A 19684-nucleotide genomic window follows, 5' to 3' on the forward strand; every position below is an offset into this window, starting at 1 on the left:
CGGGGCCCGGGCCCAGCCGTGGGCGCACCACCCCGGCCGCTCGTCAGCGCAGCACGCCCTCCAGGAAGTCGCTGCCCAGGCGCGCCACCACCCGGACATCCAACTGGTGCAGGACGTACCGGCCGCGGCGGCGGGTCTGGAGCAGTCCGGCCTTCTTGAGGACGGCGAGGTGCCGGGACACCTCCGGCGCGGAGATGCCGAGCGCGGTGGCCAGTTCCCCGGTCGTGTAGGCGGTGCGGGCCAGGTGGCGGCACATCCGTATCCGCATCGGGTGGGCGAGCGCTTCGAGCCGGGACTCGACCAGGGCGACCGAGGCGGAACCGGTCGGCTCGGGGGCCGCGACGGGGTAGTGGATCACCGGGCGCCAGCCCCGCGCGTGCAGCACACTCAGGTGCGGCCAGCCGAACGAGGTGGGGACGAAGGTGATCCCGGTGCCGACCGCCGGGTCCACGGCCGTGCCGTGGCCGTGGGACAGCTTGTCGACCACGATGCGCGACCGCGGCTCGTCCAGGGTCACCGCGGACGACACCTCGGCCAGCGCCTCCACCAGGCCCTTGTGGCGCAGCACCTCGGACTTGTGACGCGCGTCCGCGGCGAGGTGGACGCGTACCCGCTGCCAGACGTCCGCGAAGAACGCCTGCTCGCAGTCCTCCAGCAGCCGGCGGATCCAGGCCCGTACGGCGGGCGGGTCGGCGAGCAGCCGCTGCGCGAAGCCGGCCTGCTGGGGGCCGCGCGCGGTGGCCCGCTCCAGCGCCCGCTGCCGCGACTCGGCGTCCACCAGCGGCGACGGGCCGCCGCGGCAGTACGCGCTGGTGCAGTTGATCTCCAGCGCGGCGTTCACGAACAGTTCGTCGTCGAGCCGGTCGAGCAGGTCCAGGTCCTCGGTGAGCGTCGCGCCGGGCTGCCCGGCGGTGTCCGCCAGCGCGGCGAACGGCATCGTCACGTCGGAGAATGTCGGCCCCCACAGGAAGTCCGCGTCGCACAGCCGGTCGGCCAGGTCGGGCTTGAGCGCACCGGCCGTCGCGGTCGTCCAGCCGTCCAGACCGGGGTGGTGGCCGGGCTCGGCGAGCGCGTGCAGGGCGGAACCCAGCTCGGCGAGCGGCGAAGGGCTGAACACCATCCGCTCTGCGGGCAGCCCCGCGACGTCGATCCACACACTCATGTATCTCTCCCCGTTCCCACTCCGCGTGCGGCATTGATGCCGCACATGTCATTCAGCTCATGGCCGGTCCGGTCCATGTCCGGTCCGGACCGTGCCTGGTCCGGACCGTGCCTGGTCCGGTCCATGTCCGGTCCGGCTCACGTCTGGTCCGGTCCATGTCCGGTCCGGCTCACGTCTGGTCCGGCTCGTGTCCCGGCCCGAGCGCTCGCATTGCGCGCCCGTGGTCCTCGCCCCCTCGACTCCCGTTTTCAGGGGGCCGTGACTCTCGCCTTCCGGGGCCCTCCCCTCCCCCTCCCCTCGCCCACCCCGCCCCCCCACCCGGCATAGCTCGCCTGGACACAGCTCGCCCCGGCCTGACCTGCCCAGCCTGCCCCGCCCCGCCCAGGGCAGCCCGCCCGAGCCGCCCGGGGTGGCCCACCCGCCCGACACAGGCCACCCGCCGGAGCCGCCCCGCCCGGCACAGCCCACCCCCCGCCCGGGATGGCCCACCCGGCACAGGCCACCCGCCCGGGGCAGCACTCCCCACCCTCCCCCCCCACCCCACCCCCGGCATCAATCCTGCGTGAGCCCACGACCTGCGGTGTCGTCGATTGACGGCTCCCGTCAATCGATGGGGCACCTGCCGCCGGGCAGCCCCACTGTGGTGGCCATGAACGCATCCCAGCAGCACATGCTCGACGCCTACCGTGCCGCCCAGCGCGGCGAGAGCGCCCCCGTCCTCCCTGGTGCCGGCGATGCCCAGGTCGTACGGGAGATACGCCGGTGGCTGCGCTTCCAGGCCGTGGTCACCGCCCCCGGAGACCGCCCCCTGGCCCGCATCCGCCGTGCCGTACGCCGAGCCCTCGCCCGACGGCCGGTACGCCCCGTTCACTCTCACCGGACCGACCGCCCGCACCGGACCGTGTCCCCGCACCGGACCGTCCACCCCGCCCCGGCCGAGCCGCTGTCCCACCCTCCCCTCGATCCGTCCTCCGCTTCCGCCTCCACACCCACCATGCCGGGTCCCGCCCGTCTCGGCGACCCCTGTGGACAACCCTCGCGCGCCTCCGCCGGGCCTGTGGAAAACCGCCGGTAACGCGCCCGGCGGCGCGGTTCGAGACGCCCGTCTCACCCTGCGTACGGCTCTCAAGAGCGCCGGAAACACTCGCGTAGCATGGCCAACGAATCGTCCGGTACCCCCCGCGGACTGGAACGGAAGGCCATCGCCGCGTGAACACAACCCCACCCACCGAGGCCCAGGACCGCCCCGCCCGGCTGACCGTCGGAGTCGTCGGCGCAGGTCGCGTCGGCCCTGCCCTCGCCGCGTCACTCCAGCTCGCCGGGCACCGGCCGGTCGCCGTGTCCGGTGTCTCCGACGCCTCCGTACGGCGCGCGGCGGCGCTCCTGCCCGACGTGCCGGTCGTCCCCCCGGCCGAGGTGCTCCGGCGCGCCGAATTGGTGCTGCTCACGGTGCCCGACGACGCCCTGCCGGGACTCGTCGCGGGCCTCGCCGAGACCGGCGCCGTACGGCCGGGCCAGTTGCTCGTCCACACGTCGGGGCGGTTCGGGGCGGCCGTCCTCGATCCGGCGACCCGCGCCGGCGCCCTCCCGCTCGCCCTGCACCCCGCCATGACCTTCACCGGTACGCGCGTCGACGTGCAGCGGCTGGCCGGCTGTTCCTTCGGGATCACGGCGCCCGAGCCGCTGCGGATGGCCGCCGAGGCGCTGGTCATCGAGATGGGCGGGGAACCGGAGTGGATCGAGGAGGGCGCCCGCCCGCTCTACCACGCGGCTCTCGCCATCGGCGCGAACCACCTGGTCACCCTGGTGGCACAGGCCATGGAACTGCTGCGGGAGGCCGGGGTCGGCGCGCCCGACCGGATGCTCGGCCCGCTGCTGGGCGCGGCCCTGGACAACGCGCTGCGCTCCGGGGACGCGGCCCTGACCGGTCCGGTCGCCCGCGGGGACGCGGGCACCGTCGCCGCGCACGTCGCGGAGTTGCGCAAGCACGCGCCGCAGAGCGTCGCGGGGTATCTCGCCATGGCCCGTACGACGGCCGACCGCGCCCTGGCGCACGGCCTGCTGAAGCCGGAGCTGGCCGAGGACCTGCTGGGCGTCCTGGCGAACGTCGGCAACGCCGCCGCCGGCGGCCAGGAGGGACCGGGCCCCGACGATCCCCCCACCGGCCACCCCGAAGAAGGCGACCGATGAACGCCCCGCGCACGCGTCTGGTGCACACCGCGGCCGAACTGCGTGCCCTGTCCGGCCCCTCCGGCCCCTCCGGCCCCTCCGGCCCCTCCGGCTCCTCCGGCCCCTCCGGCTCCTCCGGTCAGCGGGCCGTCGTCATGACCATGGGCGCCCTGCACGAGGGGCACGCGGCGCTGGTCCGCGCCGCCCGCGAGCGGGTCGGCCCCGACGGGCAGGTCGTCGTCACGGTCTTCGTCAACCCGCTCCAGTTCGGCGCCGGTGAGGACCTCGACCGCTATCCGCGCACCCTGGAGGCGGACCTCGCGCTGGCCGGCGCGGCCGGCGCGGACGCCGTCTTCGCGCCCTCCGCCGGCGAGGTCTACCCGGGCGGCGCGCCGCAGGTCCGAATAAGCGCCGGCCCCATGGGTGACCTTCTGGAAGGGGCCAGCAGGCCCGGCCACTTCGACGGCGTACTGACCGTCGTCGGCAAACTGCTGCATCTCACCCGCCCCGACGTGGCCCTGTTCGGCCAGAAGGACGCGCAGCAACTGGCCGTCGTCGAGCGCATGGTGGCCGATCTGAACTTCGACGTACGGATCGTCGGCGTCCCCACCGTCCGTGAGGACGACGGCCTGGCCCTGTCCAGCCGCAACCGCTACCTCTCGGAGACGGAGCGGCGTACCGCGTCGGTGCTGTCCCGGGCCCTGTTCGCGGCCCGGGACCGGCTCGCCGCCGAGGAGACCCTGCGGGACCGTGCCTCGTACGCGGCGCACCCGGCCCACCGGGCGCACGACCGTTCCGCGGCGCTCGCCGCCCTCGGGGAGGACCGCGCGGCGGCCGACGCGCACGCCCTCGCGCACGCCGCCGCGACCCCGCCGCGGGGCCCCTCGGTGGCGCGCGCGGCGGCCCGTACGGTCCTGGAGGACGCCGCCCGTCTCGACCCGCCGCTGGTGCTCGACTACGTGGCGCTCGTCGACCCGTCCGACTTCACCGAGGTTGCGGACGCGTACGAGGGGGAGGCCGTTCTCGCGGTGGCCGCCAAGGTCGGCACCACCCGCCTCATCGACAACATTCGCCTCACGTTCGGAGCGCCCCGATGAACGGCACCGGCCCCACCAGCCCCGGCCCCAACGGCACCGACACCGGCCCCACTGGCCCCGGCACCCACCACAGCACCGACCCCACCAGCCACCCCGCCAACCCCGCCGACCCCGCCGACCCCGCCGATCACAACACCCCCACCGGCCACGCCACCCCCACCCCCCGCCTCCAGGCGCCCGCCCCCGGCTGGTCCATCGAGGCCGATGTCGTCGTGGTCGGCTCCGGGGTCGCGGGCCTGACCGCTGCGCTGCGCTGCGCTGCCGCCGGCCGCCGTACCGTCGTGGTGACCAAGGCCCGCCTGGACGACGGCTCCACGCGCTGGGCCCAGGGCGGCGTCGCCGCGGCGCTCGGCGAGGGCGACACCCCCGAGCAGCACCTGGAGGACACCCTCGTCGCGGGCGCCGGGCTGTGCGACGAGGCCGCCGTACGGGTCCTGGTCACCGAAGGTCCGGGCGCCGTCCGCCGCCTCATCGCCACCGGCGCGCGCTTCGACACCGCGCCCGGCACCGACGACATAGCCCTCGGCCGTGAGGGCGGGCACCACCGCCGCCGCATAGCGCACGCGGGCGGCGACGCGACCGGCGCCGAGATCTCCCGCGCCCTGGTCGACGCCGTCCGCTCCCAGGGCCTGCGCACCATCGAGAACGCCCTCGTCCTGGACCTGCTCACGGACGCCGACGGCCGTACGGCAGGTGTCACCCTGCACGTGATGGGGGAGGGCCAGCACGACGGCGTGGGCGCGGTGCACGCCCCCGCGGTGGTCCTGGCCACCGGCGGCATGGGCCAGGTCTTCGCCGCGACCACCAACCCGGCGGTCTCCACCGGCGACGGCGTCGCCCTCGCGCTGCGCGCCGGCGCCGAGGTCTCCGACCTGGAATTCGTCCAGTTCCACCCGACGGTGCTCTACCTCGGCCCGGACGCGGAGGGCCAGCAGCCGCTGATCTCGGAGGCGGTACGCGGCGAGGGCGCCCATCTGGTGGACGCCGACGGCGTCCGCTTCATGCTCGGGCAGCACGAACTCGCCGAGCTGGCCCCGCGCGACATCGTCGCCAAGGCCATCACGCGCCGCGCCCAGGAACAGGGCACCGAACACATGTACCTGGACGCCCGGCACTTCGGCGCCGCCATGTGGGAGCAGCGCTTCCCGACCATCCTCGCCGCCTGCCGCGCCCACGGCATCGACCCGGTCACCGCGCCGATCCCGGTCGCGCCCGCCGCGCACTACGCCTCCGGCGGCGTACGGACCGACCTGTACGGCCGGACCACCGTGCCGGGCCTGTACGCGTGCGGCGAGGTCGCGTGCACCGGCGTGCACGGCGCCAACCGGCTGGCCTCCAACTCCCTCCTGGAGGGGCTGGTCTTCGCCGAGCGCATCGCGGACGCCATCACGGCCGCGCCCGCCCGCCGTCCCGGCCCCGCCGTCGCGCCCGCCGCCGTCCCCGTACCGCTGCTCGCCCCCGAGACGCGGCCCGTGATCCAGCGGATCATGACCGCGGGCGCCGGCGTGCTGCGCTCCGCCGCCAGCCTCGCCGAGGCCGCCACCGCCCTCGCCCGGCTCCAGCGCACCGCCGAAGCGGCCACCGCCCCGGAACCGGCCACCGCCACCGCCGAACCGGCCCCCGCCACCACCCCGGCCCCCACCGACGGCCACAAGCCCGCCGAGCCCGGTGTCGAGGCGTGGGAGGCCACCAACCTGCTCCTGGTGGCCAGGGTGCTGGTCGCCGGCGCGCTGCGCCGCGAGGAGACCCGCGGCTGCCACTGGCGCGAGGACCACGCCGACCGGGACGACGCCACCTGGCAGCGCCACTTCCGGGTCACCCACCGCCTGCCGCACAGCCTGCACATCCGTACGACCGACACCGCCGCGTTCCCCGCGACGACCGCCGCACCCGCGCCCGAAACGGAGCCGACCCAGTGAGCACCCCCGACGACCTCTCCCTGCACCAGATCGACCGGCCGGGCCAGGACGCGGACCCGGTCGCGGAAGGCGGCTGCGGCGACTCCTGCGGCTGCGGCGGCGGGTACGAACCCGACCCGCTCGCCTGCGGCCTGGACCCCGACCTCGCGGCCCTCCTGGCCGCCTCCGGGCTGGACCCCGTACAGGTCGAGGACATCGCCCACCTGGCCGTCGAGGAGGACCTCGACGGGGGCGTGGACGTCACCACCGTCGCCACCGTCCCCGAAGACGCCGTCGCCACCGGCGACTTCACCGCCCGTCAGGCGGGCACCGTGGCCGGACTGCGGATCGCCGAGGCGGTGCTGTCCATCGTGTGCACCGCGGAGTTCGAGGTCGAGCGGCACGTCGAGGACGGCGACCGCGTCGAGGCCGGCCAGAAGCTGCTCAGCGTCACCACCCGCACCCGCGACCTGCTGACCGGCGAGCGCGGCGCCCTGAACCTGCTGTGCCGCCTGTCCGGCATCGCCACCGCCACCCGCGCCTGGGCCGACGTCCTGGAGGGCACCGGCGCCAAGGTCCGCGACACCCGCAAGACGACGCCCGGACTGCGCGCCCTGGAGAAGTTCGCGGTGCGCTGCGGCGGCGGCGTCAACCACCGTATGTCGCTGTCGGACGCGGCCCTGATCAAGGACAACCACGTCGTCGCGGCGGGCGGCGTGGCCGAGGCGTTCAAGGCCGTACGCGACCGGTTCCCGGGCGTGCCGATCGAGGTGGAGGTCGACCGGCTGGACCAGATCCCGCCGATCCTCGCCGAGGGCGCCGACCTGATCCTGCTGGACAACTTCACCCCCGAGCAGACCCGCGAGGCGGTGGCGCTGGTGGCCGGGAAGGCGGTCCTGGAGTCCTCCGGACGGCTCACCCTCGACACCGCCCGCGGCTACGCCGAAACCGGTGTGGACTACCTGGCCGTGGGCGCGCTCACCCACTCCTCCCCGGTCCTCGACATCGGTCTCGACCTGCGTGAGGAGCGCTGACGCAGATGCTGCTCACCATCGACGTAGGCAACACCCACACCGTCCTCGGCCTGTTCGACGGCGAGGAGATCGTCGAGCACTGGCGGATCTCCACCGACGCCCGCCGCACCGCCGACGAACTCGCGGTGCTCCTTCAGGGCCTGATGGGCACCCACCCGCTGCTGGGCGAGGAACTGGGCGACGGCATCGAGGGCATCGCCATCTGCTCCACCGTCCCCTCGGTCCTGCACGAGCTGCGCGAGGTCACCCGGCGCTACTACGGGGACGTCCCGGCCATCCTGGTCGAGCCCGGCGTCAAGACGGGCGTGCCGATCCTGATGGACAACCCGAAGGAGGTCGGCGCCGACCGGATCATCAACGCGCTGGCGGCCGTGGAGCTGTACGGCGGTCCGGCCGTGGTGGTCGACTTCGGTACGGCCACGACGTTCGACGCGGTCAGCGCGCGCGGCGAGTACGTCGGCGGCGTGATCGCGCCCGGCATCGAGATCTCGGTGGACGCGCTCGGCGTGAAGGGCGCCCAGCTCCGCAAGATCGAGCTGGCCCGGCCGCGCAGCGTGATCGGCAAGAACACCGTCGAGGCCATGCAGTCCGGCATCCTTTACGGCTTCGCGGGGCAGGTGGACGGTGTCGTCCAGCGCATGGCGCGGGAGCTGGCGGACGACCCGGACGACGTGACGGTGATCGCCACCGGCGGGCTGGCGCCCATGGTGCTCGGCGAGTCCTCGGTCATCGACGAGCACGAGCCGTGGCTCACGCTGATCGGTCTGCGCCTGGTGTACGAGCGCAACGTTCCCCGGGGTTGAGCCGTACGGGGCGGGCGGACCCGTCGGGTGGGCCCGCCCGGACCGTGCGCACCCATGGCGTGAAATGTCCGGTCGAGCGTCTTATGGGCATCGTTCAGCCTGAAGTGGCTTTTGTTGCTTAAAGTGAGTTACGCGTCACTTGCGACTTTCTAATGGTGTTAAGCGGATTTTGTCCGGCGTCGGCGTAAGGTCGGCCCATGCCTATGCCATACGGATCACGCGGCGGTATGGCCTTCAGCGCCGACGAGTTGCGCGTCCTGCGGCGCGCGCTCGCCGCCGCTCTCCAGCCGACGCGCCACACGACCGGTGCCCCGGCGGGCTACGACGCCGACGGCGCCCAAGAGGTCCAGGAGTACCTGCGGCTGGCCGAGGCGGTGGACGAGGCGGCGCGCGAGGGCGGGCGGCTGCGGGCCTTTCTCCTCGCCGACCTCGCCCGCTACCGGGAGGCCCTGCCCGGCTCCTCCCAGGGCTATCTGGGGCAGCTCCAGGAGGCCCTGGCGGTCGGCTACGACCCCGGCCCCGCCGACCTCGCCGCCCTGCGCTCCCTGTGCGGCGTGCGGCAGCAGGGGCCGGCCGAGCACGCGCGCCGTACCGCCCTGCTGCGCCGCTGCGAGAGCCTCGCCGAGCGCTCCGTACGGGCCCGTCTGCACGCCCTCCCGGGAGGCAGGACCGCGGACGAGCCGGAGCCCGAGCCCGCCCCGCGGCCCGCGCCGGGCCCGCAGCCGAGGCCGCCGCGCCCCGGCCGCCCCGTGCCCACGCCGGGCGAGGTCTTCCCGCCGCGCCGCAAGCCCGTGCCGCCCCCCGCGGCCCGGTCCGCGTGAGCGCTGCGTACTCTGGAAGCCTCACTCCCGAAGGAGGCCCCTGGTCATGGATTACGTCGCAGCGCTGGTACCGCCCATGGTGATGGCCGTGGCGTTCGTCGCGCTCATCGTGACGATCGTGAAGAGCCAGGGCGGGGAGAACAAGTCCAAGGAGGACGCGGCGGTCGACGCCGCGCTGGCCCGCGCCGAGGGCGCGCGCCAGGAGCCCAAGGCCCACAGCGCCTGACCGGCGCCGGCCGGGCCCGCCCCGGCCGCTCCCGCCCGGCCCCGGACCCCGACGGTGTTCGTCCATCCGTTCGGCGGCCTGGCCGGCCGTGCGTACCGCACACGTCCTGTACGGCCCGAGATTGCGCATCTCGGGCCGTATCGCCTTTTTCCGGGGTAAATCAACCGGGTAAGAACCGGCATTCGCGACATCTCCCACTATTGTGCTGGTGTGCCACGACGCTTGGGTGATCTGGAAGACGCGGTCATGACGCGGGTGTGGGAGTGGAACCGCCCGGTCACCGTTCGGGAAGTCCTGGAAGATCTGCAGAAGGAACGGTCGATCGCCTACACAACGGTGATGACCGTATTGGACAACCTCCATCAGAAGGGCTGGGTGCGGCGGGAAGCCGAAGGGCGCGCCTATCGATATGAGGCGGTCTCCACTCGTGCCGCCTACTCGGCCGCACTGATGAACGAAGCGTGGTCCGCGAGTGACAACCCCGCGGCGGCCCTGGTGGCCTTCTTCGGGATGATGTCGCCGGAACAGCGCCATGCCCTCAGGGATGCCGTCCGTATGGTGCAGGGCGACGAACCGGCGGAACCCGCACCGGCCCCGCCGCGGGCCGCCCGCGACGAACGCGAACCGCCCGTACCGGCGGAACGGCCGGCCCCCGGGGAACGCGCCGGCGAACCGGCCGCGGAACGCGCGCGGGAACCTTCCGGCCCCCCGGAACAGGCCGAAGAGGCGGCTGCGGACGCGGGGGAAGTACCCGCGGCGGGATCGGGTGACCCGGGGCGATAGCGTCGCGCCATGCCGCCGCTGACTAATGGACTCACCGTCCGCCGTGCCAGGACCAGCGATGTACCGGCCGTACGCCGGCTCATCGACGCCTACTCCACGGACGGCATCCTCCTCGACAAAGCCACCGTGACGCTTTACGAGGACATCCAGGAGTTCTGGGTCGCCGAGCGGGACGAGGACGCCGAGGTCGTCGGCTGCGGGGCGCTGCACGTCATGTGGGAAGACCTGGCCGAGGTGCGCACATTGGCGGTGCACCCGCGGCACAAGGGCACCGGAGTCGGTCACCAAGTCCTCGACAAGCTGCTGCGCACCGCGGGCTGGCTCGGAGTGCGGCGCATTTTCTGCCTCACCTTCGAAGTGGACTTCTTCGCCAAGCACGGGTTCGTGGAGATCGGTGAGACGCCCGTCGACGGGGATGTCTACAGCGAGCTGCTGCGTTCCTATGACGAGGGCGTTGCCGAGTTCCTCGGTCTCGAACGAGTGAAGCCCAACACCCTGGGCAACAGCCGGATGCTTCTGCACCTGTGATCGGCCTTCTATGTCCGAATCGCGCCCCTATCTCATAGCTGTGGAAGCAAGCGTTCCCCGGCTGCGGAGCAACTGAACCCTACCCAGGGGTTTGTGTTTTCCCCGGAAAAGCGGTTTGCTTTCCGTCGTAATCCGCATTCGATGAAAGGGAAACCGGTGGCACAGAAGGTTCAGGTTCTTCTTGTCGACGACCTCAACGGCGGCGAGGCCCATGAGACCGTGACGTTCGCTCTCGACGGCAAGTCCTACGAGATCGACCTGTCCGACGACAACGCGCAGAAGCTGCGTGAGTCGCTGGCCGAGTTCGTGAAGGCGGGCCGCAAGACCGGTGGCCGTTCCGGTGGCCGCGGCAAGGCGCGCGCGTCTTCCGGCGGCAGCCCGGACACCGCGAAGATCCGCGCATGGGCCAAGGAGAACGGCTACAACGTCAATGACCGCGGCCGTGTGCCCGCGGAGATCCGTGAGGCGTTCGAGAAGGCGAACGGCTGACCGTCGTACCCGCAATCCGTTTGTCTTCGAGCTTGACGACCGCGCAACAAGCGGGCCCGGTGGCATTCCGTGGCCGCCGCGCTCACGAGTCGTACGAGGTCGGGGGCGCGCCCCTGGCGATCCGCGAGGGGAACACCGCGGCCCCCGCGCCCTGCCCCTGTCCCCGTGGTGGGCAGAGTCGCCTCGACCTCGCGTCCCGGCTCGGGAGGCCGCACCCACCCGGCGGCCTCCCGTGGACCGGATCCGTACGGCCACCTCGTCCGCGGTGACGGCGGGGGCGGTGCCGGCGCGGGCATCCGGTCCCCGGTGCCGCGCGCGGTCAGATCCAGCCCCAGTGAGCCCCATTCCAGCCATTCCAGAAGCTCCGGCAGCTCCTCCGCGGCGCCCGCGGCCACGAGCACGAGCATCCTGGGACCGGCGGAGCCACTGCGGTCGATCGCCACGGGCCCCGTGGGGCCCACCCGCCCCAGCACGGCCCGGCCGGCGTCGGCGGGCAGGTCGAGGGCGTCGAAGCGCACCCCGGTCAGCAGCTCCACCGGCTCCGTGCCGGTGGTCGGCCAGCGCAGCTCGTCCTCGTACCAGTGCCGTACGGCGGCGAGGGGGAAACGGGAGCGCGGGAGCGCGACGGGCATACCGGGAGCAACTCGCGAATCCCCGAGAAGTTACGCTTGGTTGACATACGGGTACGTACTGTCGCCACGGAAGGGGGTGTGCGGGGGCGTGACGGCGCATTCGCCGGCGCTCGGGTGTTCGCCCATAGCGGATGGAACGGGCCCGCGCCGCATGGACTGTCCGTGGCGGCGGGTAAGAAACCCCCAGTGGGGAGAGACGGCGCAGGGGCGTGCGCAGCGCGTTTCGCGGAGCGGCGGCGGGCTCCGGGCGGGCGTGTCGGTGACGGGTGCGTTCGCCACGGGCGTACTGGCCCGGGGCGTATATGCCTGGCCTGCGGGAACATCGTCTCGCACCATCGGGTTGGAGCAGATGTCGGCTGTTCGGCAGCAGATTTCCCCGCCGTCGCGGGGGTGATCCGGACGGATGTCGGCAGTTGGAATGAGCTGTCCCGTCCCACGGGACTAGCATGCGGAAGGACAGGGAGGGGACCGACCCCTAACTGCCTGACCGCTCTGAGGAGCGATTAACGATGTTCGAGAGGTTCACCGACCGTGCGCGGCGGGTTGTCGTCCTGGCTCAGGAAGAAGCCCGGATGCTCAACCACAACTACATCGGCACCGAGCACATCCTCCTGGGCCTGATCCACGAGGGTGAGGGTGTCGCCGCTAAGGCCCTGGAGAGCCTCGGGATTTCGCTCGAGGCGGTCCGCCAGCAGGTGGAGGAGATCATCGGCCAGGGGCAGCAGGCCCCGTCCGGCCACATCCCCTTCACCCCCCGTGCGAAGAAGGTCCTGGAGCTGTCGCTCCGCGAGGCCCTTCAGCTCGGCCACAATTACATCGGTACGGAGCACATCCTGCTCGGCCTGATCCGCGAGGGCGAGGGCGTCGCCGCCCAGGTCCTGGTGAAGCTGGGCGCCGATCTGAACCGGGTGCGGCAGCAGGTCATCCAGTTGCTCTCCGGTTACCAGGGCAAGGAGGCCGCCACCGCCGGCGGCCCGGCCGAGGGCACCCCCTCGACCTCGCTCGTCCTGGACCAGTTCGGCCGCAACCTGACGCAGGCCGCTCGCGAGACCAAGCTCGACCCGGTCATCGGGCGCGAGAAGGAGATCGAGCGGGTCATGCAGGTGCTGTCCCGCCGTACCAAGAACAACCCGGTCCTCATCGGCGAGCCCGGCGTCGGCAAGACGGCGGTCGTCGAGGGCCTGGCCCAGGCCATCGTCAAGGGCGAGGTGCCCGAGACCCTCAAGGACAAGCACCTCTACACCCTGGACCTGGGCGCCCTGGTCGCCGGCTCCCGCTACCGCGGTGACTTCGAGGAGCGCCTGAAGAAGGTGCTCAAGGAGATCCGCACCCGCGGCGACATCATCCTGTTCATCGACGAGCTCCACACCCTGGTGGGTGCGGGCGCCGCCGAGGGCGCGATCGACGCCGCGAGCATCCTCAAGCCCATGCTGGCGCGAGGCGAGCTGCAGACCATCGGTGCGACCACGCTCGACGAGTACCGCAAGTACCTGGAGAAGGACGCGGCCCTGGAGCGCCGCTTCCAGCCCATCCAGGTCGCGGAGCCGTCGCTGCCGCACACCATCGAGATCCTCAAGGGCCTGCGCGACCGTTACGAGGCGCACCACCGCGTCTCCATCACGGACGAGGCCCTGGTCCAGGCCGCCCAGTTGGCCGACCGCTACATCTCCGACCGCTTCCTGCCGGACAAGGCGATCGACCTGATCGACGAGGCCGGTTCCCGGATGCGCATCCGCCGGATGACCGCGCCGCCGGACCTCCGCGAGTTCGACGAGAAGATCGCCGACGTGCGCCGGGAGAAGGAGTCCGCGATCGACTCGCAGGACTTCGAGATGGCCGCGGGCCTGCGCGACAAGGAGAAGCAGCTCCTGGCCGCGAAGGCGAAGCGGGAGAAGGAGTGGAAGGCCGGCGACATGGACGTCGTCGCCGAGGTCGACGGCGAGCTGATCGCCGAGGTCCTGGCCACGGCGACCGGCATCCCGGTCTTCAAGCTCACCGAGGAGGAGTCCTCGCGGCTGCTGCGGATGGAGGACGAGCTCCACAAGCGCGTCATCGGCCAGAAGGACGCCATCAAGGCGCTCTCGCAGGCCATCCGCCGTACGCGGGCCGGTCTGAAGGACCCCAAGCGCCCCGGTGGCTCGTTCATCTTCGCCGGTCCGTCCGGTGTCGGTAAGACCGAGCTGTCCAAGACGCTCGCCGAGTTCCTCTTCGGCGACGAGGACGCGATGATCTCCCTCGACATGTCGGAGTTCAGCGAGAAGCACACGGTCTCCCGGCTCTTCGGCTCGCCTCCCGGCTACGTCGGCTACGAGGAGGGCGGCCAGCTCACCGAGAAGGTGCGCCGCAAGCCGTTCTCGGTCGTGCTGTTCGACGAGGTGGAGAAGGCCCACCCCGACATCTTCAACTCCCTGCTGCAGATCCTGGAGGACGGTCGGCTGACCGACTCCCAGGGCCGGGTGGTGGACTTCAAGAACACGGTCATCATCATGACGACCAACCTCGGGACCCGGGACATCTCCAAGGGCTTCAACCTGGGCTTCGCCGCCCAGGGCGACACCAAGAGCAGCTATGAGCGGATGAAGAACAAGGTCAACGAAGAGCTGAAGCAGCACTTCCGGCCCGAGTTCCTCAACCGTGTCGACGACACCGTGGTCTTCCACCAGCTCACCGAGGAAGACATCATCCAGATCGTCGACCTCATGATCGCCAAGGTGGACGAGCGCCTGAAGGACCGCGACATGGGCATCGAGCTCAGCGGTGAGGCCAAGAAGCTGCTCGCCAAGCGCGGCTACGACCCGGTGCTGGGCGCCCGCCCGCTGCGCCGGACCATTCAGCGCGAGATCGAGGACGCTCTCTCGGAGAAGATCCTCTTCAGCGAGCTGCGCCCCGGCCACATCGTGGTCGTCGACATCGAGGGTGAGGGTGAGAACGCCAAGTTCACCTTCCGCGGCGAGGAGAAGGCGGCCCTGCCGGACGCCCCGCCCGTCGAGTCCGCGGCCGGCGGCCCGGACCTGTCGAAGGACGCCTGACGCCCGGCCGTGCGGGCCGGGCGCCCCGCGCCTGACCGGTACGGCTCACGCCGCGGCCCGGGACCTGGAAACAGGTTCCGGGCCGCGGCGTTGTCGTATCCGATGGTGGTACGGGGCGCCCGGAGGCGCGTGCGGAAGTGTTTTTCCGTGCCGGGTACGGGCGGATATCCGTAACGCCGGGACGCGGGGCCTTCCGCTCCGGTGCGGAAGCGGCGCGGGCTATTGCGCCGGGCGCCCCGGGTGTAAAGGGAAAACGCCGTTCCGGATTGCCCCGGCAGTGCCCGCGCGAATACGGACCGGGATATTCCGATGACCCGGGAACTTCAAGGCGACGCGGTGGACCGGGGCCCGGTAAGGCAGGCCGGCAGCCCTTTAGGGCAGCGATATCACAGCTCGATGACGCGGATCCCGTCCGGTACGCCGGTGACGGGCGGCAGCCGGCGGCTGACCCACAGCTCCTCCAGCCGGGGAAAAGCGGCCAGCCACTCCATCGATGTCCCGAGGTCGTACGCCAGCCAGAGCCGGACCAGGCCGTCCGCCGGGACGATGCCGTCGATCAGCTCGGCCGCGGTGAACTCCCCGGCGACCTGGAGACACGGCCGGCCGCCGAGTTCCCGCAAGGCGTGCAGCTCCTCCGCGTCCGCCACGGGGAAGAACAGCCCGTCCGGGTCCAGGTGGGCAATGATCTCCCGGGCGTAGCGGGCGGTGTCGTACCGCCGCCAGGCACCGGCGAGCTGCGCCCGTACGTCGTGGTACGCGCGCTTGCGCAGCCCGGTCAGATAGTCGATCGCCATGTCGTCGGCGATGGAGGTGGCCGTGACGGCGAGCAGATACGCCTCACCGTCCGAGACCTCGGCCGGCTCCGGCAGCATCTCCAGGACGATCGGGCCGATCCAGCCCAGCGCGCGGGCCCCGGCCACGGTGCCGGGGCGCACCATGTCGCGGGTGAAGCGCCGCACCCGCTGGCGCACCTCCGGGTCGAGTTCGGTGGCGTGCTCCACGCAGGCCGCGGCGAGCAGCTTGCGGTGCCGGGCCTCCGCGGCCCGGATGCCGGGACGCGGGGCCAGCAGGCCGTTCAGCAGCGCCGCGCACTCGTCGGGGCGGGCCAGCGCCACGGCCATCCGGATGACGTCCTCCCACTCGGAGAGATGGGCGTGGTTGAGCAGCAGTCCGAAGTCGTGGCGCTGGACGGTGGCGCGGGCGGCCAGGAAGTCCTGGAAGGTGCGGTGCACGAAGTCGACCGTGCCCGGGGCCGGTTCGCGCAGCAGCCCGGTGCGGTTCAGCAGGTGGCGGTAGACCTCCTCGGCGCCGCCCTGGCGCGCGGCGTCGGGGATGGCCGGCAGATGCTGCGCGAGCGTGTCGACGGCGACCTTGCGGTCCATCTCCGAGTGCCCGTTGACCAGCATCCAGTGGGCCAGCTTCTGCAGGAGCTGGATCTTGGGCTGACGCGGCAGGTCGATGCCGTCCGTGGGGACCATGGCCCGCTCCCGGTCCCGCCGCTCCAGCAGCATCGACAGGGCGGCCTCGTACAACTCCTTGCGACCGTCGGGCAGATAGCCCCGGCGGTCGCGGTGCAGCGCGCAGAGCATGCCGCACATCAGCGGGTTGGTGGCGAGCCGGCCCAGGTCGCGGGTGATGCGTACGGCGTTGAGCAGGGTCCGTTCGTAGTGCGGGAGGCGGTCCAGGTCGTCCGGGTCCGGCTGGGCCGCGGCGCGGTGCCAGCGCTGGATGAACGCGGCGATGTCCTCGCGGCTCATCGGGGCCAGCGACAGTTCGGCGAAGCCGTCGGCCGTCAGCCAGTCGGCGCGCACGGCGGAGGGGCGGGAAGTGACGATCCAGACGTTGCCCGGGTACAGGGCGGTCCAGTCCCGGAGCTTGCGGCGCAGCCTCTCGCGCTCGTCCTCGGGTGCCTCGTCCACGCCGTCGATCAGCAGCAGCGCCCGGCCGGCCCGCAGGACGCGGTCGGCCCAGCCCGGCGGCTGGGCCTCGGCGCCCGGATAGCCGACCGCCGCGAGGAAGTCGCCGGGGGAGGGCAGGCCGCGCCGGGCGAAGCGGCGCACCGGCAGGAGGAAGGGCACACGGCCGTACAGGGCGGGGCGGAGCGAGGCGGGCAGCTCGCCGCGGGCGGTGGCGACGGCCAGCCACTGGAGCAGGGTGGTCTTGCCGGAGCCGGCCACGCCCCGTACGAGGATCCGGCGCCGGCCGGACAGGGCGTGCTCGGCGGGGACGGCGGGCTCCGGGGGGCCGCCGCGGTCCGCGGCCGCCGGCTCCGCCTCGCAGCGCAGGCCCAGGTAGGCGGCGTCGAGGGGCCAACTGTCCGGGGAGTGCGCGAGATCGATGCCGAAGATGGTCAGGTGGTTGTGGAGGACGGCGGTGTCGTGGGCGTAGCGCGCCTCGAAGGCGGCGTCCTCGGCGGAGCGGGACGGCAGCCGGGCGGCCAGCGCGCCGACGGCGTCGTCGAGCCTGCCGAGGGCGTGCCGGTTCTCGACGAGGGTGCGCGTGGTGAAGCCGGACAGCCGGGTGAAGAACTCCAGGATGTGCAGCGCGGCGGTGTCCAGCAGGATGCCGTGCAGTTCGGTGCCGTCGCCGGTCAGGCCGCGGGCGGCGTCCGGGGCGGCGTGGCGTAATCGCCGGGCCAGCTCGGCCGCTTCCAGCCGGGCGTTCTGCACGATCTCCAGGTCGATGTCGCCGAGCGCCCAGAGCGTACGGAAGAGGGCGTCCGCCACGGCGGGGTCCTCGTCGGGGGCCACGGGCCGCTCCAGCTCCGCGCCGGTGGCGCCGGGCAGCGGGGTCACGGCCCGGTCGACCAGCTTGGCGGCGATGCGCCGTACGTCGCGTTCCTGGAGGGTGCGGTGCTCGCCCCGGAAGGAGACCAGGCCGCGGATCCGTAGGGGCCGGTTCACCAGGAAGGCGCCGGGACCGGGGCGGACGAGGAGCTTCTTGATGAGCGGGGCGACGACTTTCGGAAGGAGCCGGGCCATGATGATCATCGGGTCCATGTGGTGATCCCCCATCACCTGGTCGACGCCGGCCGGGCCGGGCGCCGTGGACTTCAAGCCTAGAGGAGACGGCGGCTCCGGGGGCCCGCACCGGCGAGCGAGGCCGTACGGGGCCCAAGCGCGTACGCGGCCTTTCCCCACGGGCCTTTGGTCCCGCTGCGGGCAGGCGAAAGGCCCACCGGGAAGCGGGGGAAAGCCGGGGCGCGGTGACATGCCGCACAGGCCTTCCGGTGCCTACTACGAGGAATAGCGGGCGGTACACCAGGTGCGGCGGGCGGGGAGCGGCGCGGTGAACGGCGCGGTGCGGCCAGGGGGGTCCCGGGGTGTTCGGCAACTCCGAACGCTTGGGAAAACCCACAGGTCAGGAGGGTGATGGCGCGGGTGTGGACCGACCGGAAGGGGGAGGTGGCCACAGGGTTTGGGGCCCGGGGGTGAGGGTAGTCGCGGGTCTCTGTTTCCCCGGCTTTTCCTACGGTATGGGGTAGTAGATAGGGGTATTGGCAGCATGTCGGATTCGGGTTACCAAGGTGGGGCGATCCCGGTCGACGGCCGGGACCCCGTCTTTTCCCGGAGGTAGTTCCCGCATGACGAAGCACCACCCCCTGCACCGCCCGACGAAGAAGTCCGTTCTCCGTACCCGCACCTCCGTGCTCGCGGCGGGCCTGGGCATCTCCGCGGCCATGGGCGCCGGGGTGGCCGTGGCGGCCGGGAGCGACGCGCAGTCGATCGCGCTGGACGGGCTGACGTCCGACATCCGTTCCTCGGTGGCCGCACAGGCCGACGCGCAGAAGAAGGCCGCCGAGGCGGAGAAGCAGCAGGCCGAGAAGGCCAAGAAGGCCGCCGAGGAGAAGGCCCGCTCCTGGGTGAAGCCGGTGGACGACTACAAGCTCGGCATGACCTTCGGGCTGGCCGGCAAGCACTGGTCCCACAACCACAGCGGTCAGGACTTCGTGGTGCCCAGCGGCACCGCCGTGCACGCCGTGCACGGGGGCACCGTGGTCAAGGCCGGCCCGAACGGCGGCGGCGACGGTCCCGCGTACGGCAACGCGATCGTGATCAAGCACGACAGCGGTACGTACACCCAGTACGCGCACCTGACCAGCACCGAGGTCAAGCCGGGCCAGACCGTGGAGACCGGCCAGGAGATCGCGAAGTCCGGCAGCACCGGCAACTCGACCGGCCCGCACCTGCACTTCGAGGTCCGCACCGGCCCGAACTACGGCTCCGGCGTCGAGCCGACCGCCTTCCTGAAGGCGCGCGGCGACGGCGTGTGATCCCTGGTCCCCCCCACCGGGGAGGCGGCGGGTGGCCCCTGGTCCCTGCCGTCGGGGAGGCGGCGGGTGGCCCCTGCCGTCAGGCAGTACTAGCCGAGGTGCGGCGGCTGGGCCGCGGTGATCAGTTCGGTGGCGACCTCCAGGATGGCCTTGCGCTTGTCCTCGGGGTCGCCTTCGACGTTCTGCATGGCGAACAGGCCCGCGTGCATCGAGAAGATCGCGGTGATGCAGCGCACCTGGTCCGTCAGCTCCGCCTCCGGCTCCCTGAGCAGCCCGGTCAGCCGGAGCATGCGCTGCTTGAAGGTCTCGCCGATGCTCAGGTCCCGTACGGTCGCCTGGTTCTCCTGCATGAAGCGGAAGAGGGGCTCGGCGGAGCGCAGGGCCTCGCTGTAGCGGCGCAGCACCTCGTGCTTGGTCTCCAGGGTGCGCGGCTGCGCGCCGGCCCACTCGACCAGGTCGTCGATCGGCCGCGCCAGGTCCTGGAAGAGGCTGATGACGATGTCTTCCTTGGTCTTGAAGTGGTAGTAGAGCGCCGCCTTCGTGACATCGAGCCGCTCGGCGATCTCGCGCAGCGAGGTCTTCTCGTACCCCTGCTCGGCGAACAGCTCCAGGGCGATGTCCTGGATGCGCTGGCGGGTGTTGCCCCTGCGCGCGTGCGGTGTGCCCATGCTGCTGTTCTCCTGCGTCGATCGTCCGGGCCGGTGGCCGTGCGGCCCTCATTAACTTACTTGACGCCCGGC

The 19684-nt window shown here is 72.4% G+C and carries 17 protein-coding genes; 13 read left to right on the forward strand and 4 right to left on the reverse strand.

The window, feature by feature from the left end; translation table 11 throughout:
- Window positions 1-43: 43 nt before the first annotated feature.
- Entirely contained in the window at window positions 44-1156 is a 1113-nt protein-coding gene (locus tag ACH4EB_RS30640) for a DUF5937 family protein (protein ID WP_398351322.1), read from the reverse strand.
- Window positions 1157-1811: 655 nt separating this feature from the next.
- Here ACH4EB_RS30640 and ACH4EB_RS30645 point away from each other — a divergent pair.
- From ACH4EB_RS30645 to ACH4EB_RS30695, 11 genes are all read left to right on the forward strand, one after another.
- Window positions 1812-2237 carry a hypothetical protein gene (locus ACH4EB_RS30645; protein WP_398351262.1) on the forward strand — a complete coding sequence of 142 codons (426 nt, stop codon included), beginning with the start codon at window positions 1812-1814 and terminating at the stop codon, window positions 2235-2237.
- Between the two features lie 134 nt (window positions 2238-2371).
- Window positions 2372-3352: a Rossmann-like and DUF2520 domain-containing protein gene (locus ACH4EB_RS30650; protein ID WP_398351263.1), complete on the forward strand. Its 981-nt coding sequence runs from the start codon at window positions 2372-2374 to the stop codon at window positions 3350-3352.
- Window positions 3349-4428 (forward strand): pantoate--beta-alanine ligase, encoded by a 1080-nt coding sequence (panC, locus tag ACH4EB_RS30655; RefSeq protein WP_398351264.1) that lies wholly within the window; start codon window positions 3349-3351, stop codon window positions 4426-4428. Before ACH4EB_RS30650 ends, panC begins: the two co-directional genes overlap by 4 nt.
- Window positions 4425-6347: an L-aspartate oxidase gene (locus ACH4EB_RS30660; RefSeq protein WP_398351265.1), complete on the forward strand. Its 1923-nt coding sequence runs from the start codon at window positions 4425-4427 to the stop codon at window positions 6345-6347. The genes panC and ACH4EB_RS30660 overlap by 4 nt, the downstream gene beginning before the upstream one ends.
- Entirely contained in the window at window positions 6344-7360 is a 1017-nt protein-coding gene (gene nadC / locus ACH4EB_RS30665; protein ID WP_398351266.1) for a carboxylating nicotinate-nucleotide diphosphorylase, read from the forward strand. Before ACH4EB_RS30660 ends, nadC begins: the two co-directional genes overlap by 4 nt.
- 5 nt (window positions 7361-7365) lie before the next feature.
- Window positions 7366-8163, forward strand: coding sequence for a type III pantothenate kinase (locus ACH4EB_RS30670; protein WP_398351267.1), 798 nt, complete (start codon window positions 7366-7368; stop codon window positions 8161-8163).
- A 197-nt stretch (window positions 8164-8360) separates the two neighbouring features.
- Complete coding sequence (locus ACH4EB_RS30675) at window positions 8361-8984, forward strand: hypothetical protein (RefSeq protein ID WP_398351268.1); 624 nt, start codon at window positions 8361-8363, stop codon at window positions 8982-8984.
- Between the two features lie 46 nt (window positions 8985-9030).
- Window positions 9031-9210 carry a hypothetical protein gene (locus tag ACH4EB_RS30680; RefSeq protein WP_398351270.1) on the forward strand — a complete coding sequence of 60 codons (180 nt, stop codon included), beginning with the start codon at window positions 9031-9033 and terminating at the stop codon, window positions 9208-9210.
- Window positions 9211-9456: 246 nt separating this feature from the next.
- On the forward strand, window positions 9457-9993 hold the full coding sequence (locus tag ACH4EB_RS30685) for a BlaI/MecI/CopY family transcriptional regulator (protein WP_398351324.1): 537 nt from the start codon (window positions 9457-9459) through the stop codon (window positions 9991-9993).
- A 9-nt stretch (window positions 9994-10002) separates the two neighbouring features.
- Complete coding sequence (locus tag ACH4EB_RS30690) at window positions 10003-10521, forward strand: amino-acid N-acetyltransferase (protein ID WP_398351271.1); 519 nt, start codon at window positions 10003-10005, stop codon at window positions 10519-10521.
- Between the two features lie 156 nt (window positions 10522-10677).
- Window positions 10678-11010 (forward strand): Lsr2 family protein, encoded by a 333-nt coding sequence (locus ACH4EB_RS30695; RefSeq protein WP_073760606.1) that lies wholly within the window; start codon window positions 10678-10680, stop codon window positions 11008-11010.
- On the opposite strand, the gene ACH4EB_RS30700 is transcribed toward ACH4EB_RS30695, so the two are convergent.
- On the reverse strand, window positions 10941-11642 hold the full coding sequence (locus ACH4EB_RS30700) for an SCO3374 family protein (RefSeq protein WP_398351273.1): 702 nt from the start codon (window positions 11640-11642) through the stop codon (window positions 10941-10943). The two genes, ACH4EB_RS30695 and ACH4EB_RS30700, sit on opposite strands and share 70 nt — an antisense overlap.
- 509 nt (window positions 11643-12151) lie before the next feature.
- On the opposite strand from ACH4EB_RS30700, the gene ACH4EB_RS30705 reads away from it, so the two are divergent.
- Window positions 12152-14671 carry an ATP-dependent Clp protease ATP-binding subunit gene (locus ACH4EB_RS30705; protein ID WP_398351275.1) on the forward strand — a complete coding sequence of 840 codons (2520 nt, stop codon included), beginning with the start codon at window positions 12152-12154 and terminating at the stop codon, window positions 14669-14671.
- 386 nt (window positions 14672-15057) lie between these two features.
- Here the strand turns inward: ACH4EB_RS30705 and ACH4EB_RS30710 are convergent, their stop codons facing one another.
- Entirely contained in the window at window positions 15058-17727 is a 2670-nt protein-coding gene (locus ACH4EB_RS30710; RefSeq protein WP_398351277.1) for an NACHT domain-containing protein, read from the reverse strand.
- A 527-nt stretch (window positions 17728-18254) separates the two neighbouring features.
- Here ACH4EB_RS30710 and ACH4EB_RS30715 point away from each other — a divergent pair.
- Window positions 18255-18944 (forward strand): M23 family metallopeptidase, encoded by a 690-nt coding sequence (locus ACH4EB_RS30715; RefSeq protein WP_398351279.1) that lies wholly within the window; start codon window positions 18255-18257, stop codon window positions 18942-18944.
- A gap of 89 nt (window positions 18945-19033) precedes the next feature.
- Here the strand turns inward: ACH4EB_RS30715 and ACH4EB_RS30720 are convergent, their stop codons facing one another.
- On the reverse strand, window positions 19034-19612 hold the full coding sequence (locus tag ACH4EB_RS30720) for a TetR/AcrR family transcriptional regulator (protein WP_398351280.1): 579 nt from the start codon (window positions 19610-19612) through the stop codon (window positions 19034-19036).
- Between the last annotated feature and the right edge of the window lie 72 nt (window positions 19613-19684).

The organism is Streptomyces sp. NPDC018045, assembly GCF_044327445.1.
In the GTDB taxonomy this organism is placed as follows: domain Bacteria; phylum Actinomycetota; class Actinomycetes; order Streptomycetales; family Streptomycetaceae; genus Streptomyces.